Here is a 16,797-nt window from a genome sequence, read left to right as displayed (position 1 = left end):
CGCCTTGTGCGTTTGCATCACTGGCTTTACGATGACAACCCTAACGGCAATCACGCGCAATGGCGTGTCAGATCTCAGGTCAGGGATAAGTATCTCACCGAGAAGAGCACAAAAGTTTCACCGAGCGCCGCCGCCAGTTTCACAACATACCAGCCCGTCCTCCTACGCGATGGGGCTGTTTGGCTTTATCGCAAGTATCTGAAGGGACAACTGCCGATGAAGCAATCCTGGAATGGGGAATATACCCACGATAAAGAGCTTTCTGGGGGCATTCAGTGAGAGCATTACTGACCCCTGAAGTCGTGTCTCGTCTCGGTGTTGTTCTTTTCAAACCCGGTCGTGAATTGATGCCTCTCTTTACCGGCGGCCGTGTCCTGATAGAGCGTCAGCCAGAGAAAATGAAAACACTGCCAACTGGGCGGATCGCCGATGCACGTCAGCCGCTTGCAGAAATGGACATTCTGCGTTTTTTCATGAGGGATGAGAGGGTTATTAACGCAGCGGGTGGAATAAATGCTCTTGAGGCCTGGCTTCTACGACATGTCAGAGAGTGCCAGTACCCGCATTCCCACTTTCACCACCATGAATTAGTGACTATGCGGCATCCGCCGGGCGCCATGGTTGTCTGCTGGCATTGTGATAATGAATTACGTGAGCAGACCACCGAAATGTTGTCAGAGCTGGCTTATCAGAATCTGGTTCAGTGGGTGATTGAAAGGGTGCTGATCAGCCTTGGATACAATAAGGAGCGCGAATTATCGATGGCGGAGCTCTGCTGGTGGGCTGTGAAATCCGGCATTGCTGACGCAATAACCGAGACGATGGCGCAACAGGCCTTAAGACTGCCTGAGGAACCTTTCCTGTCCGTTTATAAGGATAGCGATATTGTTCCGTCATTTGCTGCAGGTGAAATCCTTCAGGATCTTGTCGAGGGCATAGACCTGGCGGACGCCAGTGTACTCATTGAGCAACATCGGATTGAAAGTAAACCCATTCTGAGGCTAAGTGTCGATCCGAACAGCCCCGAATCATTTATGCGCCGCCCAAAGCGCCGGCGCTGGACCTGCGAAGTTTACACACGTTGGGTTAAAACTCAGCCATGTGAATGCTGTAGGCAACCATCAGACGATCCACATCATATAATAGGGAATGGTCTGGGGGGAACTGGCACCAAGGCCCATGATCTCTTCGTGATACCACTGTGCAGAGTGCATCACGATGAATTACACGCCAATACATCAGAGTTCGAAAAGAAATATGGCACTCAGTTAGAGCTGTGGGCTCGTTTTCTGGATCGGGTAATGGGTATCGGCGTCATTGTAAAAGCTTAAGTGTATGGAGTGCTTAACATGAAACTTGAATCATTACCGAAATTTTATTCGCCAAAATCCCCAAAGCTGAATGATGAAACGCCGGCCACCGGTGGTACTTCTCTGACGATTACGGATGTTATGGCTGCTCAAGGTATGGTGTCTGCCAAGGCACGATTTGGATTCAATTTGTTCCTCGCAAAAATGGGAATTCAGGATCCAGAACCGGCTATCCAGCAGTTAATCAATTACGTAATGACGTTAAGGAATCCCGTAATATCCCAGCTTTCCGAGAGTGTGCGTATTGAAATGGCATCTTGCTTAGCCGCTTTTGCGTTCAACGATTATTCAAGATCTGCCGCAAGTAAGAGCACATGCCCGCATTGCCATGGACAGGGAGTCATTCGAGAGGTAAAGGATGTTGTTAAACATCCTGGTGTGAAAGGCATTCCCCCTTTTATTAAACTTGAAGAGGTTGAATCAACATGCAGACATTGTGCAGGAAAGGGTTGGATAAGCACTGCATGTAGGGACTGTCATGGGCGCGGTCTTGTACTCGATAAAAAGCGTACTGAGTTGCATAAAGTACCGGTACAAAAATTATGTGGGCGGTGCAATGGCAAAGGTTACAGCCGTTTGCCTACTACATTGGTAAAAGGTCGGGTAATTCAGTTGGTTCCGGATATGACAAATTATCAATGGTATAGTGGCTATGCTGAGGTGATCAATATTCTCGTCACAAAGTGTTGGCAGGAAGAGAGCTATGCCGAGGCTGAATTAAAAAAAATAACAAGTTGACTTTCACTAGGCCTTCTATAAACAGTAGAAGGCTTATTATATTGATGTAAAGTAATGGTGTTTTTCGTATTTGTACTTGCATACTGTTGTTTTGTGGTTTTTTTGACTAGATAAATAAATCAGTAGATGTATTATATTTTTCCAGGAACTTAAAAGTACGCGTAAAAATTTTTATTTTCCATTCGCTATGCAATTAATAGGGGTTGTGGTTATAGTAATAAAAATGGTGGGGGATTATTATGAATGGGCGTAAAATTATTGCGTTTTTATGCATCATATGTACCTCGGGTTGTTATTACACTACGTCACCAGTACCTAAGATAAACAAAGAGTTCTTAAACAACTACCCTGCTTTAATAGATGCTCATGGCACAGTCGAGGATAAAGAGTTCACTGCAGCTTGGAAGGACTTCCTCGAAGCCAGTGCCAGATGTAGGGTGATTCACAATAATTATGAAATAAAAGCTAATAACGCAGAGCAAACCAAGCTATTACTTGGAACAACTGGCGGTGTTGCTGGTATAACTGGTTCGACACTCATGGCTGCTGGCTCAAGCACTGTTGTCGGTGGGATTGCTGCAGGGATGGCTGGTGTTATTAGTATGATTTTGGGAAACTCTGAGAAAGGTCCATTAAGTACAAGCTATTTTGTTAAGCAAAAGGAAAATATAGCTCATCAAATTCAACAGGCTGCAGATGATGCTAAAAGTGCGAAAGAACCGAAAGATGTTTATATGATTGCTTCTAATTTATCTGCATCTTGTTTGGCTGCAGAGAGCTTAGATGGCGAAAAGTGATTTTTAGCTTAACGTTGAGGTTATTCTATGGCACCCATTCCGTTATCAGCGCATTTTAATAAAGAAGAGTTCGCGTGTAATGATGGTTGTGGTGGGGATTTTAACGTCCCCCAAGAGCTAATTAATATATTGGAAATAGCTCGCGCAGAGTTCAATGAACCAATCCATATAAATTCAGGATTTAGATGTGTGCCTTATAATCATGTTGTTGGAGGCGCCACTAACTCATTTCATTTAAAAGCATGGGCTGCTGATATTGTTATAAATAATGTTAGCCCGAAGATAGTTTACGATTATTTTGATCAAACATATCCAGATAAATATGGCGTTATTGAATATGAAACTTTCGTCCATATTGATGTAAGAGAAATAAAGTATCATAAGCCACTAAATTGAAGTGTCGTGAGTAGAGGGGGTTGTTTTCTTCAAAAAAAATGGGTATGGTAGATACAACGATGGGCTTTGTATGTTCACCGTTGATAAACCCGCCAATGTGCGGGTTTTTTTACGGATAAAAATCACAAAATCCCGCTTCTCTTCAAGTACTTCTTGCTGGATACCTTCACCAGAGTTATCTGTGTGTCACGCCAAATGAAAGGGTAAAAGACATGCTAAATCAGCAAGATATGACAGAAACAGCCAAAGCGGTTTTGAACGCCTTAAGTGACAAGCCTGCAACGGCTGGAGAGATTGCACAGAATACGCACCTGACGCGCGAACGTTGCCAGTTAATACTGACGCAGCTTGTGATGGCGGGGTTATCTGATTACCAGTTTGGGTGTTACAAGCGCCTCCAGTAATGGAGGTTTCCTGCTGTGAAAATGGGCGGCTGGTGGGTGTTGTAGCACCCAGCCAGCCATCAGCTCATGCTTTGAGGTCACAAGCTAACCCAAGGCCCACTGCTTTAGCGCAAAAGCATACTGAGCCTAACAGAGTTGTGCTTACTGATCTATGAAAAACACTGTAAAAATATCCAGTATTGAGTTAGTCAATGCTGACTGCCTGCAATATCTTCCATCGCTACCTGATAACTCTATCGACCTGATCATTACGGACCCGCCTTACTTTAAGGTAAAACCGAACGGCTGGGATAATCAGTGGAAAGGGGACGAGGATTACTTACGTTGGCTGGATAGATGTTTGTCCGAGTTCTGGCGGGTATTAAAACCCTCCGGCAGTATGTACCTGTTCTGCGGGCACCGTTTAGCCTCCGATATTGAAATACTGGTTAGAGAGCGTTTTAACCTGCTTGGATTGGCCCCTATATTTCCAGACACTTTTTATCGCTTTACCCATTACTGGTTCGCCGCCGCAGATATTCCCGTGGCGAACGATATCCCAGTGCACTGTGCGGATGCCATTCGTTGTAATGTTCGAAGGCCTCCGCAAGGTTCTTTGCCGCTGTTAACCCGTCAGGTTTTGGCATGATGCTGATGTAGTCGCGCTTCATCGTTTTCACGAAGCTCTCCGCCATTCCGTTGCTTTCTGGACTACGTACCGCCGTATGTTTTGGCTCCAGTCCTACCATTCTGGCGAACTGACGCGTCTGATGAGAACGGTAGGCTGAACCGTTGTCTGTCAGCCACTCAACGGGGGATGTCGGCAGCCTGTTACCGAAGCGACGCTCTACTGCACCCAGCATGACGTCCTGCACGGTTTCACTGTCATATCCACCGGTACTTGCCGCCCAGTGAAGTGCCTCGCGATCGCAACAGTCCAGTGCGAACGTGACCCGCAGTTTTTCACCGTTATCACAGCTGAACTCGAAGCCGTCGGAGCACCACCGCTGGTTACTTTCTCCAACGGCCACTTTCCCTCTATGCGCCCGCTTCGAGGGCGGTATTGCCGGTTTACGCTCAAGCAGCAGCGCATTCTGACGCATGATGCGGTATACGCGTTTGGCATTGATCACCGCCATGTCGTCAGTTTCTGATTGTCTGCGCAGCAGTGCCCATACACGACGATAACCATAGGTGGGCAGATCGTCGATAACGGTATGGATACGAGCCAGCGCTTCAGTATCATCAGGCTTGCGCTTGCACCGACGATCCTGCCAGCCCTTCGACCGACGGGCCATGGCATGCAGTTGCGCACGTGAGACCCGGAGGCAACGACTGACAAGGCTTATTCGCCATCCTCCGGCAACAAGGGCACGTGCGCTATCCACTTTTTTTGTCGGCCATATTCAACGGCTTCTTTCAGCAGCTCGTTTTCCATGGTTTTTTTGCCCAGCAGGCGCTGTAACTCTTTAATTTGCTTCATTGCAGATGCCAGCTCCGACGCGGGTACAACCTGTTCACCCGCGGCAACCGCAGTGAGACTGCCTTCCTGATATTGCTTACGCCACAGGAACAGCTGACTGGCAGCAACGCCATGCTGACGGGCGACCAGCGACACGGTCATTCCGGGCTCAAAGCTCTGCTGAACAATGGCGATTTTTTCCTGAACGCTGCGCCGTCTGCGCTTCTCTGGACCTAGAACATCAATCATTCGGACTCCAACGACTAGTCTAAAACTAGTATTAAGACTATCACTAATTTAAGTGATACCAACTGTCTGGAGATTCATGGGGCCAGTCTACTGCTCAACCATATCATCTGGGCCAAACCATCTGGCCGCTGGAACGGATGCAATAAAGAAAGTCTGCGTTCATATTTCCCGTCTACTGAGCGGATCATTTTTGCAGATCATTATCAGGGCCCTTACAGGCCGAAAGATGATGGTTTCGCTGTCAAATGCAGCGAGCTTAAGCAGCATGTAATGACTCCATTAATTTCATATTTCCGTGATGCGAGAGAGTCTCTGGGGGTAACCTCTGCTCAAATTGCTGCTACAACGGGAAAGAAAAATATGGTTTCCCACTGGTTTGGTCTTAGCCAGTGGCAGTTGCCGAGCGAATCCGACTATTTGAAGCTCCAGGCATTGTTCCAGCAAATTGCCGGTGACAAGCATGCTCGCAATGAGCTGGAGAGGCCTCACCACCAGCTGGTGGCAACATGGCAATCACTTAACCGGAAATACGCAGAACTCCAGCAGGAGTATCAGCGTCTACGTAGACCATTCAGCGTTTCTGTCACGGTGCCCTATACCGATGTCTGGACCCATAAGCCGGTTCAGTTCTACCCGGGGAAGCACCCATGTGAAAAGCCCGCCGATATGTTGCAGCAGATCATCAAAGCAAGCAGCAGACCTGGTGAGGTAGTCGCGGATTTCTTCTTCGGATCTGGCTCAACTCTTAAGCAAGCCGCTTTGCTCGGTCGGAATGGTATCGGTGTTGAGCTTGAGAAGGAGCGATTTGATCAGACGGTCATGGAAATGCGTAATTTGCTGGTTTAGCTCGGTAGAAAAACTACCTTGCCGCAAAAATTTCTAATCAATTACATCACTCTACAAAGAATAAGAGCCTTCATTGTTAGAAAAAACCCGTTTAGCGACGGGTTTTTACTAATCGTAAGCGAGGTTGCTTAAGGATGTTCGCTGCAAACGTTACCTTCATCAAGCGAACCCGGTAAGTATGTAGGTAACAGTTCCTCTGTTTTAAAGTTGGCCGGATTTTCAACTTCGATACCGTAAGCATCGCAGCAACAGCATTCTTCTCGATCGTCTTCAAATGCATGTGTCTTACAGAAAACTTGCAATGGCAAAACTATGTCGTGGTCATAAGTAACAAGTACATGAGTTGCACGTTTACCACAATAGCAATTCATAAAATCTCCATTAAATCAATGAAAAACGTTGAGTTAGTTTCCTATGGATAATAACCAGATCTACTCTCAGGAAACGGAATGCATATGATTACATCAATGATATCTTTCCTTTTTGGATAAAACACTATTTATCCCCATGCTCATTCACTATTTCTCTCATTTTACCCCTTTATTGACGCTGGTAATGTCGGACGATGGAAGTTCACAGGGAAGGCTAGCCAATAAAACTCGATAGGCATTTTGTTGGATACTGTTCATTTTGAGCAGATTTTTTTATTCCCCTCGTTCATGAGAGGAACTCACAGCAACAAAGAGGGGGCTAAATGTCCGATCCTGTCTCTGGAACATCAGTTGCGGCCGGTGGCCTGATGGGGGCCAGTATGTTTGGCCTGGCTACCGGGATTGATTATGGCGTTGTGTTTGGTGCGTTCGCCGGTGCAGTTTTCTACGTGGCCACAGCAGCGAATATTTCACGCGGAAAGCTGGTGGCTTACTTCATGACGTCATTCATTGTTGGAGTCCTCGGCGCCGGACTGGTGGGCTCAAAGCTATCAAGCTGGACCGGCTACAGCGATCGCCCGCTTGACGCACTGGGCGCCGTATTGCTTTCGGCGATGATCATCAAAGTACTGACGTTCCTTAACAGCCAGGACCTGAATAGCTTGTTCAATATGCTTACCCGGTTCCGGGGAGGAGGTTCAAGTGATAAATGATCCTTCAGCGCTGGCAAATGCAGTCATTTGCGCAGTAATTGTTCTGGCCCTGATGTTCTACCAGCGCGGTGGCGCCCGACACCGACCGGGAATATCTGTTCTGGCTTATCTCATGGTGCTGGTTTATGCCAGCATCCCGTTCCGCTTCCTGTTTGGTCTATATGAGTCATCCCACTGGCTGGTGGTGCTGGCAAACGTTCTTATCTGCGGTGCCGTTCTCTGGTTCAGAGGGAACGTCGCACGTCTGGTTGATGCACTGAGGCACTGATGAACCAATCACAATTTCAAAAGGCGGCTGGTATAAGCGCCGAGTTAACTGCGCGCTGGTATCCGCACATTACAGCCGCGATGAATGAATTCGGTATTACCACTCCCCTGGCTCAGGCGATGTTTATTGCTCAGTGTGGGCATGAAAGCACTGGGTTCAGACGTCTGGTCGAGAATTTTAACTACAGCATTGCAGGTCTGGCTAATTTTGTTAAAGCCAAACGCCTTACGCAGGATCAGGCCAATTCACTTGGGCGCCGGCAGAGCGAACCTTCACTCCCATTACAGCGTCAGCGTGCAATTGCCAATCTGGTGTACAGCAAGCGGATGGGTAACAACGCCGCCGGTGATGGTTGGCTCTACCGTGGTCGCGGAATTATCCAGGTCACGGGGCTGAACAATTACCGAACCTGTGGTGACGCCTTAAAGGTTGATTTAGTTGCTCAGCCAGAACTACTGGCTCAGGACAATTATGCCGCTCGCAGCGCAGCATGGTTTTTTGTGACGAATGGTTGCCTCAAATGGGGCGGAGACCTTGAGCGAGTGACCCAGATTATCAATGGTGGGCAAAATGGTATTGATGACCGCCGTGCCCGCTTCCTCAAAGCTAAATCTGTCCTGGTGGTGTGATATGCAATTAATCGAAAACTGGCAATCAGCCTGGAAGATGTGGTCTGTACGCATTCTGGCTGTTCTGGCCATCGTCGCTACGTCGTGGGCCGCGGTACCGGATGGCGTGAAAGCGTTAATACCGGATCAGTATTTGGGCTGGGTTGTCGGCTTTGTTTCTGTCTGCGCTGCTATTGCTCGCATCATTAAGCAGTTCAGCCTGACCGACAGTGGCCCCAATACGGATCAGCAGTCATGACCACGATGGAAATCATTGTAGGGGCGATTGCTACGGTGCTGGCTCTGATATTCGGTTCATTTCATCTCGGGAAAAGTCAGGGCAAAGGTATCGCCACCGATGAGAACGAAAAACAGAATGCAGAAAACACCGCCGCCGGTAATGCAGCTGTGGCAGAGCGTCGTGTGGAGGTAACGAAAGGGGCCAGCGATGTACAGCAGACTGTTAACCATATGCCTGATGACGATGTTGATCGGGAGTTGCGCGAAAGCTTTACCCGCAAAACCTGAAGTCATCGACACGGCCTGTGACTGGGTGCGGATCATCTACCTGACCGACCACGATATTGACGTGCTGGACAAGCAGACGAAGCGCGACATTCTGGCGCATAACAAATCAGTGCAGGGGAACTGCCCGCAACAAACCGACAAGGCTACTAATAGCTAATAAAAACTGTTGCATCAACACAGCATGAGCATTATATCAGGGAAGACGACACAGTAAGGAGTGCTGCAAGATGAACTTAATGATGGGTGTATTCGGTTCCAGCAACAGGGGAAAAAGTGAAACGCTAATATTTCTGATAAAACTGTTTGAGCAAAGTGATCGCTATGCATCCTTTATGGCAGCAAAAACCCACCCTGGTGGAGAAAAGGATCTTATAGCTGTATTCGAGCGTGATGGACTTAAGATTGGGATATCCACTTTGGGTGATTTGGGCTCTCAGGTTGAAAAATCCACCAAAGAGTTAGCTGAGATGGGATGCAACGTAATCATCACTGCTACACGAACTCAGAAGAAAACAGTTGTTGCTTTTGAAAAGGTTTCTGAAGAGTTCAGTTTCAAAAAACTGTGGTTTGAAAAAAACAACAATATAAATGATTACTGCAATAATTGGCCGAGTAAGCAGGAAGGGTTTGAGGCAATAAAAAGAAGCCGCTTTAATCAAAGTAATATGATGGATGCCAGTTTTATATTTAGCTACATCGACGGATTACCAGGTTGATTCGTTGGCAATAAATATCAAATACAAGTAAATACGATGCCTCGCAATAGCGGGGCTTTTTATTACCAGAAGAAGAAGGAAATACCATGTTTACAGTTAAGACCATCATCAACGGCGTGACCCACATCTGCGAACAGCCGAGTGTGACAATTGCCCGCGCGGGATGCGAGCGTTTCGACGATATTCTCTTGCAGACCAATGACCACTCAAACCCTGATTTCGCTATCTGGCTGCCAGCGGTCTATTCAGACCTACAGTGCAAAGATGCGCTGCAGGAAGAAGAGTTAATCGTCAGCGAGCGTGATGGCGTTCTGGATGAAGATGCTATCGCCATCTTGGTAGAAGACTTCGAAAGCCCTGAGCATGCAAAGCGCAAGGCATTCGACGGCGTTCGATACCAGTTCATCTACCCCGGCGACCAGGTGTACGTGATGAACTCCCACGGCTCAACAATCGAAACGGTTAAGTAAGGCATTACAGGAGCCATTCTACAGAGTGGCTTCGATAATGCTCCCCACATCGCACAGAGGTACGACATGGTCGAAATCACCGACGCCCAGCAGATTCGCTTGAACCTGCTTTCAACCCTCAACTACGACACAGCAGCAGCAAAAGTCGCTGTAGAATTTGTTCAGGACAGCCCGCTTAAGTACCAGCTATTCATCCAGCAATACAGCCGCGTTACATCAGAAACTGAGGTAGTGGCAAAGACGATGAAAGCAGTACAGGAAGCAACTGAAGCGCTGCCGCTCTTTGATACCGCTGCTGAACAGTCCAGCTAAGGTATTACATAGGCATTCACTATGTGCCTGTGATAATGTAAATGCTAAACAATTAGCAGGAACAAATTATGCATAATGTGATGCTGTTTGGTGAGGGGTGGAATGGAGAAGTCAGGGATGTCGAGGAAGGTGCGCGCAATCTTTTATACATTCCCAATCCTCAGGATCCACGATTGCGTGAAGTAGCATTCACTATTGTTGATTACATCTCCGATAATGGCAATATGTATTTGGTCGGTTTTCACGGTCAGGAACCCCTGATGCCAGATGTTGAAGAAGCAATATTAAGAAACAATCCTCGCCCGGTTTAATCAATAGATTCTTCAAAGAAATCAGCAGCCCCGCTTGTGCGGGGCTTTTTTATTTCCAGTTATATGCGGCTTAAAGTTCTGGATGACGATCCCGGCGAATACATAACACCAAGTAGTGAACGCATCAGGGTTTATCTTAACGGTGTTGAAGTAAAGCATGTTTACTCAGCCGATGATGTCAAAGGCGAGGTAATTACCGCTGTGTTGGATAGCCGATGGCGATTTATGGTAAGAACGATCAAGTAAAGCGGCAAACATTGTATGGACTGGTGAGGATAGAGCGCTCACCTAGGTAACAGGATGAGAGCATGAACAAAGAGCCCCGCATCTACGGCAGCAAGTGGGACCGTGAGCGTCTTATCTTCCTTCGTGCGCACCCCTTGTGCGTCATGTGCCAGGAGCAAAGCAGGGTGACAGCAGCAACGGTGGTTGACCACATCATCCCGCACAAACTGAAAGAGGCTCTGCGCTCTGGTGACAGCCAGGAAATAGCGAAGGCGCAAAAGCTTTTCTGGAGCCGGAAGAACTGGCAAGGGCTGTGCAAGCAGCACCACGACTCAACGAAGCAGCGAATGGAGAAGCGTGGCACCGTGATCGGCTGCGATGAAAATGGGATGCCACTGGACCCGGCTTCTCATTGGTTTAAGTGATAACCATTATCAATACACCTCAAAAGTGATTGTCATTTGAAATCATTAGCATTCAAATGATATCGATTCCCATCTGATGGGGAGGGGCGGGTCAAAAGTTCAGAACCTCGAACCCAAATGACCGCCGCCCATCCTTTTTATGCACAACCGCGAAATGAAAAGTTTTTTTCCGGGAGGTTCCGATGGCAGGAAGACGCCCGAAACCGACCCACCTCAAAGTGGTCTCCGGCAACCCGGGCAAACGTAAACTCAACGATAAAGAACCGACTCCGGCGCGAGAAATTCCAAGCCCGCCAGCGCACCTGACCGACTGGGGAAAGGTTGCCTGGGGAAGGTTGACTGTTCTCCTTGACGGGATGGGGGTGTTGACAGTTGCTGACACCTTAGCCCTTGAACGGCTATGCGATATTTACGCTGATATCCTTCAGTTGCGCGACACCATCGCAGTAGAGGGAAGAACCTATACCGTCCAGACCGAGGGTGGTTTTCTTATCAAAGCTAACCCGGCCGTTTCGATGCTGGCCGATGCCGACCGCCGTTTTAAAAGTTACCTGGTTGAATTCGGTCTGACGCCAGCGGCAAGGACGAAGGTGAAAGTGAATGGTGAAGAATCCGAAGAGGACACGCTCGACAAGTTCTTCGGTTGATCCAGCAACCCAATATGCGATGGATGTAACCTCGGGAAAAGAACTGGCTGGGCCTGACATTCGTAACTCGTGCCAGCGCCATCTCAATGACCTGAAGTCATGCCATGCCCGTGGTCTGCACTGGGATGTCGAGGCAGCGCAACGCTCGATTGATTACTTTGCGAAAGTTCTGAAGCTCAACGGTGGCGATTTTGAAGGCGAGCCTTTCGTGCTGTTGCCATGGCAGTGCTTCATCGTCGGTTCGATTTTTGGCTGGAAAAATACGAGAGGTTTTCGCCGGTTCCGAATGGTTTACGTGGAGTCCGGGAAGGGATCCGGGAAATCCCCCCTTTCTGCGGGTATAGGGCTTTACTGTCTCACTGCGGATAAAGAAGCACGCGCTGAAGTTTATGCCGCTGCCACGAAGAAAGACCAGGCAATGGTCCTTTTCCGTGATGCGGTTGCGATGGTGGATCAATCTCCAGCTCTTTCCGCACGCATTCAGAAATCAGGGGGGGCCGGGAAGGAATGGAACCTGGCTTTTCTTCAGTCTGGTTCCTTCTTTCGTCCAATCAGTTCAGATGACGGGCAGTCCGGCCCGCGACCACATTGCGCTCTTATTGATGAAGTTCACGAGCATAAAAGCAATCAGGTTGTTGAAATGATGCGTGCCGGTACCAAAGGTCGTCGGCAGGCGCTGATTTTCATGATCACCAACAGTGGGCACGATAAAACCAGCGTCTGCTATGACTATCACGAATACGGCCGAAAGGTTTCTGCCGGTTCGATTGAAGATGATAGCTTTTTTGCCTTCATTTGTTCTCTGGATGAAGGAGACGATCCTTTCAAGGATGAGTCCTGCTGGAAGAAAGCTAACCCTTCGCTGGGTCACACCTTTGAAGAAAGCTATCTTCGTGAGCAGGTGACTCAGGCCCGCGGGATGCCATCGAAAGAGAGCATCGTCAGACGTCTTAACTTCTGTCAGTGGGTTGACGCGGCTAATCCGTGGATGAGCAGTGATGTCTGGATGGGTTGTGAGGAGAGCTTTGATCCAGATGAACTGGAAGGTGAGGAATGCTATGGCGGTCTGGACCTGTCCGGATCGCGTGATTTGACGGCACTGGCATTGTTTTTTCCAAAACAACGTAAGTTGCTGGTGGAGTTCTGGACCCCGAAAGATACGTTACTGGAACGGGCCAAAACGGACCGGGTACCTTATGACGCCTGGGAGCGCGATGGTCACATACACACCACACCTGGCAAAGCAGTGAAATACGGCTTTGTTGCCCAGCGCATTGCAGATCTGACTCAAAAGTTTGATATCAAGGCCATCGCCTTCGACCAGTATCGCATTAAATATCTTGAGCCGGAGCTTGAGGAAGCATCTGTTTCTGTTCCCTTAATCCCTCATGGGCAAGGGTATTACAAAGCGAAAGATTCCGGGCTGTGGATGCCTCACTCCATCGAATTGTTTGAAGAGTTGCTTGATGACAGCGTCATTATCATCAGGACGAACCCTTGTCTTCGCTGGAATGCGGCTTCAGCAGTGACGGAGGCTGATCAGAAAGAAAACCGAATTTTTGCCAAGAAAAAAAGTACCGGGCGTATCGACGGCATTGTAGCGGGCGCTATGGCAATCGGTGCCTCCGAAGGCTATGAGGATGATTCTGGCGATATCGACGACTTTTTCAGTAATCCCATCATTGTGTGAGTCACCATGAATAAAGAGAAGAAGCCAGGCCGGATAAAAAGCGCCGTTCGCCGGTGGCTAGGCGTACCCATCTCCCTTACCGACGGTGAATTCTGGGCTGCTTATGCTGGTGGGCAGTCCGCAGCAGGCAAATCCGTTACGGTTGATAAAGCCCTGCAGTTATCGGCAGTGTGGTCATGCGTCAGGCTGTTATCCGAAACCATCGCGACGTTGCCTGTTGGTTTTTACGAAAAAACGGCTGATGGTCGCCAGAGTGCAAATGATCACCCGCTTTATGAGCTCCTCCATAATCAACCGAATGCTGACATGACCGCTGTGGAGTTCTGGGAAATGATCATGGCCAGCCTGCTTTTATGGGGGAATGCTTACGCAGAAATCGATCGTACCGGAAAGCGCATAACCTCGCTTGTACCGCTCAGGCCAGAAAGGATGAAGGTTGATTTAAGCAAGAGTGGAGATCCAATTTATACCTACCGTGACTGGCCTTCAGGTACATCCCGAAACATTGATGAACGGGACATCATGCACATCCGTGCGTTCAGCACCAATGGTGTCATGGGCCTGTCACCTGTCAGTTATGCCCGACAGACACTTGGTCTGGCAATGGCAACAGATGAAGCCAGTGCCAAAGTTTTTAAAAACGGTATGCGGCCCAGCGGCGTTCTCTCAATGGATCAGATCCTGAAAAAAGAGCAGCGCAATGAAGTACGTGAAAGCATGGTTGAACAATTTTCTGGATCCATGAATACCGGGAAAATGATGGTTCTTGAAGCGGGAATGAAGTTTCAGCCAGTTGACCTCAACCCGGAAGACGCCCAGATGCTGCAGTCCAGGGCATTCAATATTGAAGAGATTTGTCGGTGGTTCAGAGTATGGCCGGGGTTGATTGGACACAGCGCCCAGGGGCAGACAATGTGGGGAAGTGGCGTCGAACAGATGCTGATTGGCTTTTTAACGTTTTCACTTCGTCCATGGCTGACCCGTATTGAGCAGGCGATTCGTAAAAGCCTCCTGGCTCCGGGAGAAAGAAATAAGTACTTCGCAGAGTTTTCCATCGAAGGTCTCTTACGTGCTGACAGCGCCGCCCGTGCCGCTTTTTACTCAACGATGACCCAGAACGGTCTGATGACCCGCAATGAAGCACGGCAAAAAGAAAACCTTCAGCCAAAACCTGGCGCTGACCAACTAACCGTTCAATCCAACCTGCTGCCGATAGATCAGCTTGGCAAGTCCGGCGACAGTGAATCGGCCAAAAACGCACTGCGGGAATGGCTTGGCATTAAATCAGAGGAGACGCCGGAATGTACCGGAAAAACGCAGCCATGAAAGTAAAGGCATTCGACTTCGATATTAAGGCCGTCAACGATGACGGCCTTTTTTCTGGGTACGGTTCTGTCTTCGATGTTGTCGATAGTTACAACGAAGTCGTGGCGCCGGGTGCTTTCCTCGAAAGCATCGAGGAAACACGGGCTAAGGGGAGAACGTTCCCGGTTCTCTGGCAGCATCGCACCGGCGAACCCATTGGCAACTGGGATATTTCGACCCTCAAAGAAGATAAGCATGGACTGTTTGGCGAGGGGGCTTTGTGGCTTGACGATGCTGCTTATGCAAAAACAGCCTGGCGGGGCATGAAAACCCGCGCTATTACCGGCCTTTCCATTGGCTATTACGTACGGGAATCGAATTACGATGAGAAAACCCGGATCCGCACATTAACGAAGCTCGACCTGGTTGAAATTTCCATCGTTACCGTACCAGCCAACGACGATGCCCGCATTGACGTCATTAAGTCGAAGCTGTCACACGGTGATCTTCCTTCCTTACCTGAATTTGAGAAGTTCCTGCGAGAGGCAGGTTTCTCGAAAAGTCAGTCCGCTGCGGTCGCCTCCCGCGGACTGTCCTATCTGCTTGACCGGAGTGAGTCCGGGGGCGAAGACGGCGAAACCAAAGCGGCTATTGCGGCGATGCGCCAGCAACTGAGCCAGTTTTCTCTCCCCAAAATTCTCTAAGGGATTTATATGTACCAGAAAAAATCGGCTGACGATCAGCCGCAAACCATCAGCGAAATCTCTACCCAGCTCACCATGGTGATTGATCAGGTCAAAAACTTCGGCGAAGACGTGAAGAGAAAAATGGAGGCAGGAGAAACCGTTTCGCAGGAACTGAAACAACGAACGGACGAAAGCCTGAGTCAGATGAACGAGTTGAAAGAACGCCTCACTGAACTGGAGCAAAAAGGTGCCCGCCGTCCGAACGATGCACCTGCACAGCGAAAATCGCTCGGTGAGCTGGTGGTCGAAAGTGAAGAGTTCAAAGGTATGGACAGTTCGGCCCGTAAGAGCATCCGCGTCAAGCTGGAACAGAAAGATATTATGAACGTGCCGGCGACTACGGGCACTGGCGTGAGCACAACCAACAGTCTGGTGGTCTCCGATCGTGTTCAGGGCATTATCGCCCCGCCGGAACGCACTCTGACCATCCGTAATCTGCTTATCCCCGGCAATACCGCATCTAACGGTATTGAATTCGTTCAGGAAACGGGGTTTACCAATAATGCTGCAGCTGTGGCGGAAGGTGCTCTGAAGCCAAAATCAGACATTAAGTTTGAGCTGAAAAGTGCGCCGGTTCGTACCATTGCGCATTATTTTAAAGCGTCCCGTCAGATCCTGGACGATGCGCCCGGTCTGGCCAGTTATATCGATGGCCGTGCTCAGTATGGTCTTCGCTTTAAAGAGGAGCAGCAGTTGCTGAGCGGCGATGGCACCGGCGCGAATATCCTCGGTATTCTGCCGCAGGCAACAGAATTCGCTCCAGCGCTTACCCTGTCCAACGCCACGCCGATCGACCGTCTTCGCCTGGCTGTTCTGCAGGCCGTTCTTGCAGAATATCCGGCGTCTGGTTTTGTACTGAACCCGATTGACTGGGCAGGCATCGAGTTGACCAAAGATAACGAAGGCCGCTACATCATTGCGCAGCCGGTCAATGGTGGTGTTCCACGTATCTGGGGTCTTCCTGTTGTGGAAACTCAGGCTATGGCGCAGAACAACTTCCTGACTGGAGCCTTCAACATGGCTGCGCAAATCTTCGATCGCATGGATATCGAAGTGCTGCTCTCCACTGAGAACGAAGATGATTTTATTAAAAACATGGTCACCATTCGTGCGGAAGAGCGTCTGGCATTAGCAGTTTATCGTCCGGAAGCATTTGTCACCGGTAATGTAACCGCTTCTGGCGGCTGATAAGTCAGGGCCGCTTAGCGGCCCTCTCTTTCT

The 16,797-nt window shown here is 49.0% G+C and carries 22 protein-coding genes and 2 pseudogenes; 23 read left to right on the top strand and 1 reads right to left on the bottom strand.

The window, feature by feature from the left end; all coding sequences use genetic code 11:
- The first annotated feature begins 275 nt into the window (after window positions 1-275).
- The 6 genes and pseudogenes from EGY08_RS03575 to EGY08_RS03550 form a co-directional block, all read left to right on the top strand.
- On the top strand, window positions 276-1,331 hold the full coding sequence (locus EGY08_RS03575; RefSeq protein WP_123828234.1) for a DUF968 domain-containing protein: 1,056 nt from the start codon (window positions 276-278) through the stop codon (window positions 1,329-1,331).
- A gap of 18 nt (window positions 1,332-1,349) precedes the next feature.
- Window positions 1,350-2,108: an antitermination protein gene (locus EGY08_RS03570; protein ID WP_123828233.1), complete on the top strand. Its 759-nt coding sequence runs from the start codon at window positions 1,350-1,352 to the stop codon at window positions 2,106-2,108.
- A gap of 239 nt (window positions 2,109-2,347) precedes the next feature.
- Complete coding sequence (locus EGY08_RS03565) at window positions 2,348-2,905, top strand: hypothetical protein (RefSeq protein WP_117076024.1); 558 nt, start codon at window positions 2,348-2,350, stop codon at window positions 2,903-2,905.
- A 27-nt stretch (window positions 2,906-2,932) separates the two neighbouring features.
- Window positions 2,933-3,301, top strand: a complete 369-nt coding sequence (locus EGY08_RS03560) for a D-Ala-D-Ala carboxypeptidase family metallohydrolase (protein WP_123828232.1) — start codon at window positions 2,933-2,935, stop codon at window positions 3,299-3,301.
- Window positions 3,302-3,513: 212 nt separating this feature from the next.
- Window positions 3,514-3,705 carry a TrmB family transcriptional regulator gene (locus EGY08_RS03555; protein WP_048290386.1) on the top strand — a complete coding sequence of 64 codons (192 nt, stop codon included), beginning with the start codon at window positions 3,514-3,516 and terminating at the stop codon, window positions 3,703-3,705.
- A 151-nt stretch (window positions 3,706-3,856) separates the two neighbouring features.
- A pseudogene (locus EGY08_RS03550) lies at window positions 3,857-4,156 on the top strand (DNA methyltransferase); the annotation flags it as partial.
- A gap of 37 nt (window positions 4,157-4,193) precedes the next feature.
- Here the strand turns inward: EGY08_RS03550 and EGY08_RS03545 are convergent.
- Window positions 4,194-5,395 (bottom strand): IS3 family transposase gene (locus EGY08_RS03545; protein WP_096913407.1). Its coding sequence is split into 2 segments (ribosomal slippage): window positions 4,194-5,080 and window positions 5,080-5,395, totalling 1,203 coding nucleotides; the frame shifts between segments, so codons are not numbered across the junction.
- 90 nt (window positions 5,396-5,485) lie between these two features.
- Here EGY08_RS03545 and EGY08_RS03540 point away from each other — a divergent pair.
- The 17 genes and pseudogenes from EGY08_RS03540 to EGY08_RS03455 form a co-directional block, all read left to right on the top strand.
- Window positions 5,486-6,241 (top strand): annotated as a pseudogene (locus tag EGY08_RS03540) (site-specific DNA-methyltransferase); the annotation flags it as partial.
- Between the two features lie 694 nt (window positions 6,242-6,935).
- On the top strand, window positions 6,936-7,325 hold the full coding sequence (locus EGY08_RS03535; protein WP_123828231.1) for a phage holin family protein: 390 nt from the start codon (window positions 6,936-6,938) through the stop codon (window positions 7,323-7,325).
- A complete protein-coding gene (locus tag EGY08_RS03530) occupies window positions 7,315-7,593 on the top strand; it encodes a phage holin family protein (protein ID WP_123828230.1) in 279 nt (92 codons plus the stop codon). Before EGY08_RS03535 ends, EGY08_RS03530 begins: the two co-directional genes overlap by 11 nt.
- Window positions 7,593-8,222: a glycoside hydrolase family 19 protein gene (locus EGY08_RS03525; RefSeq protein ID WP_123828229.1), complete on the top strand. Its 630-nt coding sequence runs from the start codon at window positions 7,593-7,595 to the stop codon at window positions 8,220-8,222. Before EGY08_RS03530 ends, EGY08_RS03525 begins: the two co-directional genes overlap by 1 nt.
- A 1-nt stretch (window position 8,223) precedes the next feature.
- Entirely contained in the window at window positions 8,224-8,460 is a 237-nt protein-coding gene (locus tag EGY08_RS03520) for a hypothetical protein (RefSeq protein ID WP_123828228.1), read from the top strand.
- A gap of 5 nt (window positions 8,461-8,465) precedes the next feature.
- Window positions 8,466-8,729: a hypothetical protein gene (locus EGY08_RS03515; RefSeq protein ID WP_370516920.1), complete on the top strand. Its 264-nt coding sequence runs from the start codon at window positions 8,466-8,468 to the stop codon at window positions 8,727-8,729.
- On the top strand, window positions 8,686-8,886 hold the full coding sequence (locus EGY08_RS31005; protein ID WP_116956183.1) for a hypothetical protein: 201 nt from the start codon (window positions 8,686-8,688) through the stop codon (window positions 8,884-8,886). Before EGY08_RS03515 ends, EGY08_RS31005 begins: the two co-directional genes overlap by 44 nt.
- A gap of 70 nt (window positions 8,887-8,956) precedes the next feature.
- Window positions 8,957-9,445 carry a hypothetical protein gene (locus EGY08_RS03505; RefSeq protein ID WP_049131806.1) on the top strand — a complete coding sequence of 163 codons (489 nt, stop codon included), beginning with the start codon at window positions 8,957-8,959 and terminating at the stop codon, window positions 9,443-9,445.
- An 86-nt stretch (window positions 9,446-9,531) separates the two neighbouring features.
- Window positions 9,532-9,915, top strand: a complete 384-nt coding sequence (locus EGY08_RS03500; RefSeq protein WP_048982869.1) for a hypothetical protein — start codon at window positions 9,532-9,534, stop codon at window positions 9,913-9,915.
- 66 nt (window positions 9,916-9,981) lie between these two features.
- Window positions 9,982-10,227, top strand: a complete 246-nt coding sequence (locus EGY08_RS03495; RefSeq protein WP_048258049.1) for a DUF2560 family protein — start codon at window positions 9,982-9,984, stop codon at window positions 10,225-10,227.
- Window positions 10,228-10,295: 68 nt separating this feature from the next.
- Entirely contained in the window at window positions 10,296-10,538 is a 243-nt protein-coding gene (locus EGY08_RS03490) for a hypothetical protein (protein WP_049131804.1), read from the top strand.
- Between the two features lie 308 nt (window positions 10,539-10,846).
- Window positions 10,847-11,188, top strand: coding sequence for an HNH endonuclease (locus EGY08_RS03480; protein ID WP_123828226.1), 342 nt, complete (start codon window positions 10,847-10,849; stop codon window positions 11,186-11,188).
- Window positions 11,189-11,370: 182 nt separating this feature from the next.
- Window positions 11,371-11,835 carry a phage terminase small subunit P27 family gene (locus tag EGY08_RS03475; protein WP_064398049.1) on the top strand — a complete coding sequence of 155 codons (465 nt, stop codon included), beginning with the start codon at window positions 11,371-11,373 and terminating at the stop codon, window positions 11,833-11,835.
- The gene (locus EGY08_RS03470; protein ID WP_123828225.1) at window positions 11,789-13,525 is read left to right on the top strand and encodes a terminase large subunit; all 1,737 of its coding nucleotides are present in this window, start codon (window positions 11,789-11,791) and stop codon (window positions 13,523-13,525) included. The genes EGY08_RS03475 and EGY08_RS03470 overlap by 47 nt, the downstream gene beginning before the upstream one ends.
- Before the next feature lie 6 nt (window positions 13,526-13,531).
- A complete protein-coding gene (locus tag EGY08_RS03465) occupies window positions 13,532-14,851 on the top strand; it encodes a phage portal protein (RefSeq protein WP_049131802.1) in 1,320 nt (439 codons plus the stop codon).
- Window positions 14,827-15,534 (top strand): HK97 family phage prohead protease, encoded by a 708-nt coding sequence (locus tag EGY08_RS03460; protein ID WP_025713387.1) that lies wholly within the window; start codon window positions 14,827-14,829, stop codon window positions 15,532-15,534. Before EGY08_RS03465 ends, EGY08_RS03460 begins: the two co-directional genes overlap by 25 nt.
- Window positions 15,535-15,543: 9 nt before the next feature.
- Window positions 15,544-16,764: a phage major capsid protein gene (locus tag EGY08_RS03455; RefSeq protein ID WP_123828224.1), complete on the top strand. Its 1,221-nt coding sequence runs from the start codon at window positions 15,544-15,546 to the stop codon at window positions 16,762-16,764.
- Window positions 16,765-16,797 lie beyond the last annotated feature (33 nt).

Source organism: Klebsiella sp. FDAARGOS_511, assembly GCF_003812845.1.
Lineage (GTDB): Bacteria > Pseudomonadota > Gammaproteobacteria > Enterobacterales > Enterobacteriaceae > Klebsiella > Klebsiella grimontii.
This window is presented reverse-complemented; position numbering and strand designations above follow the sequence as displayed.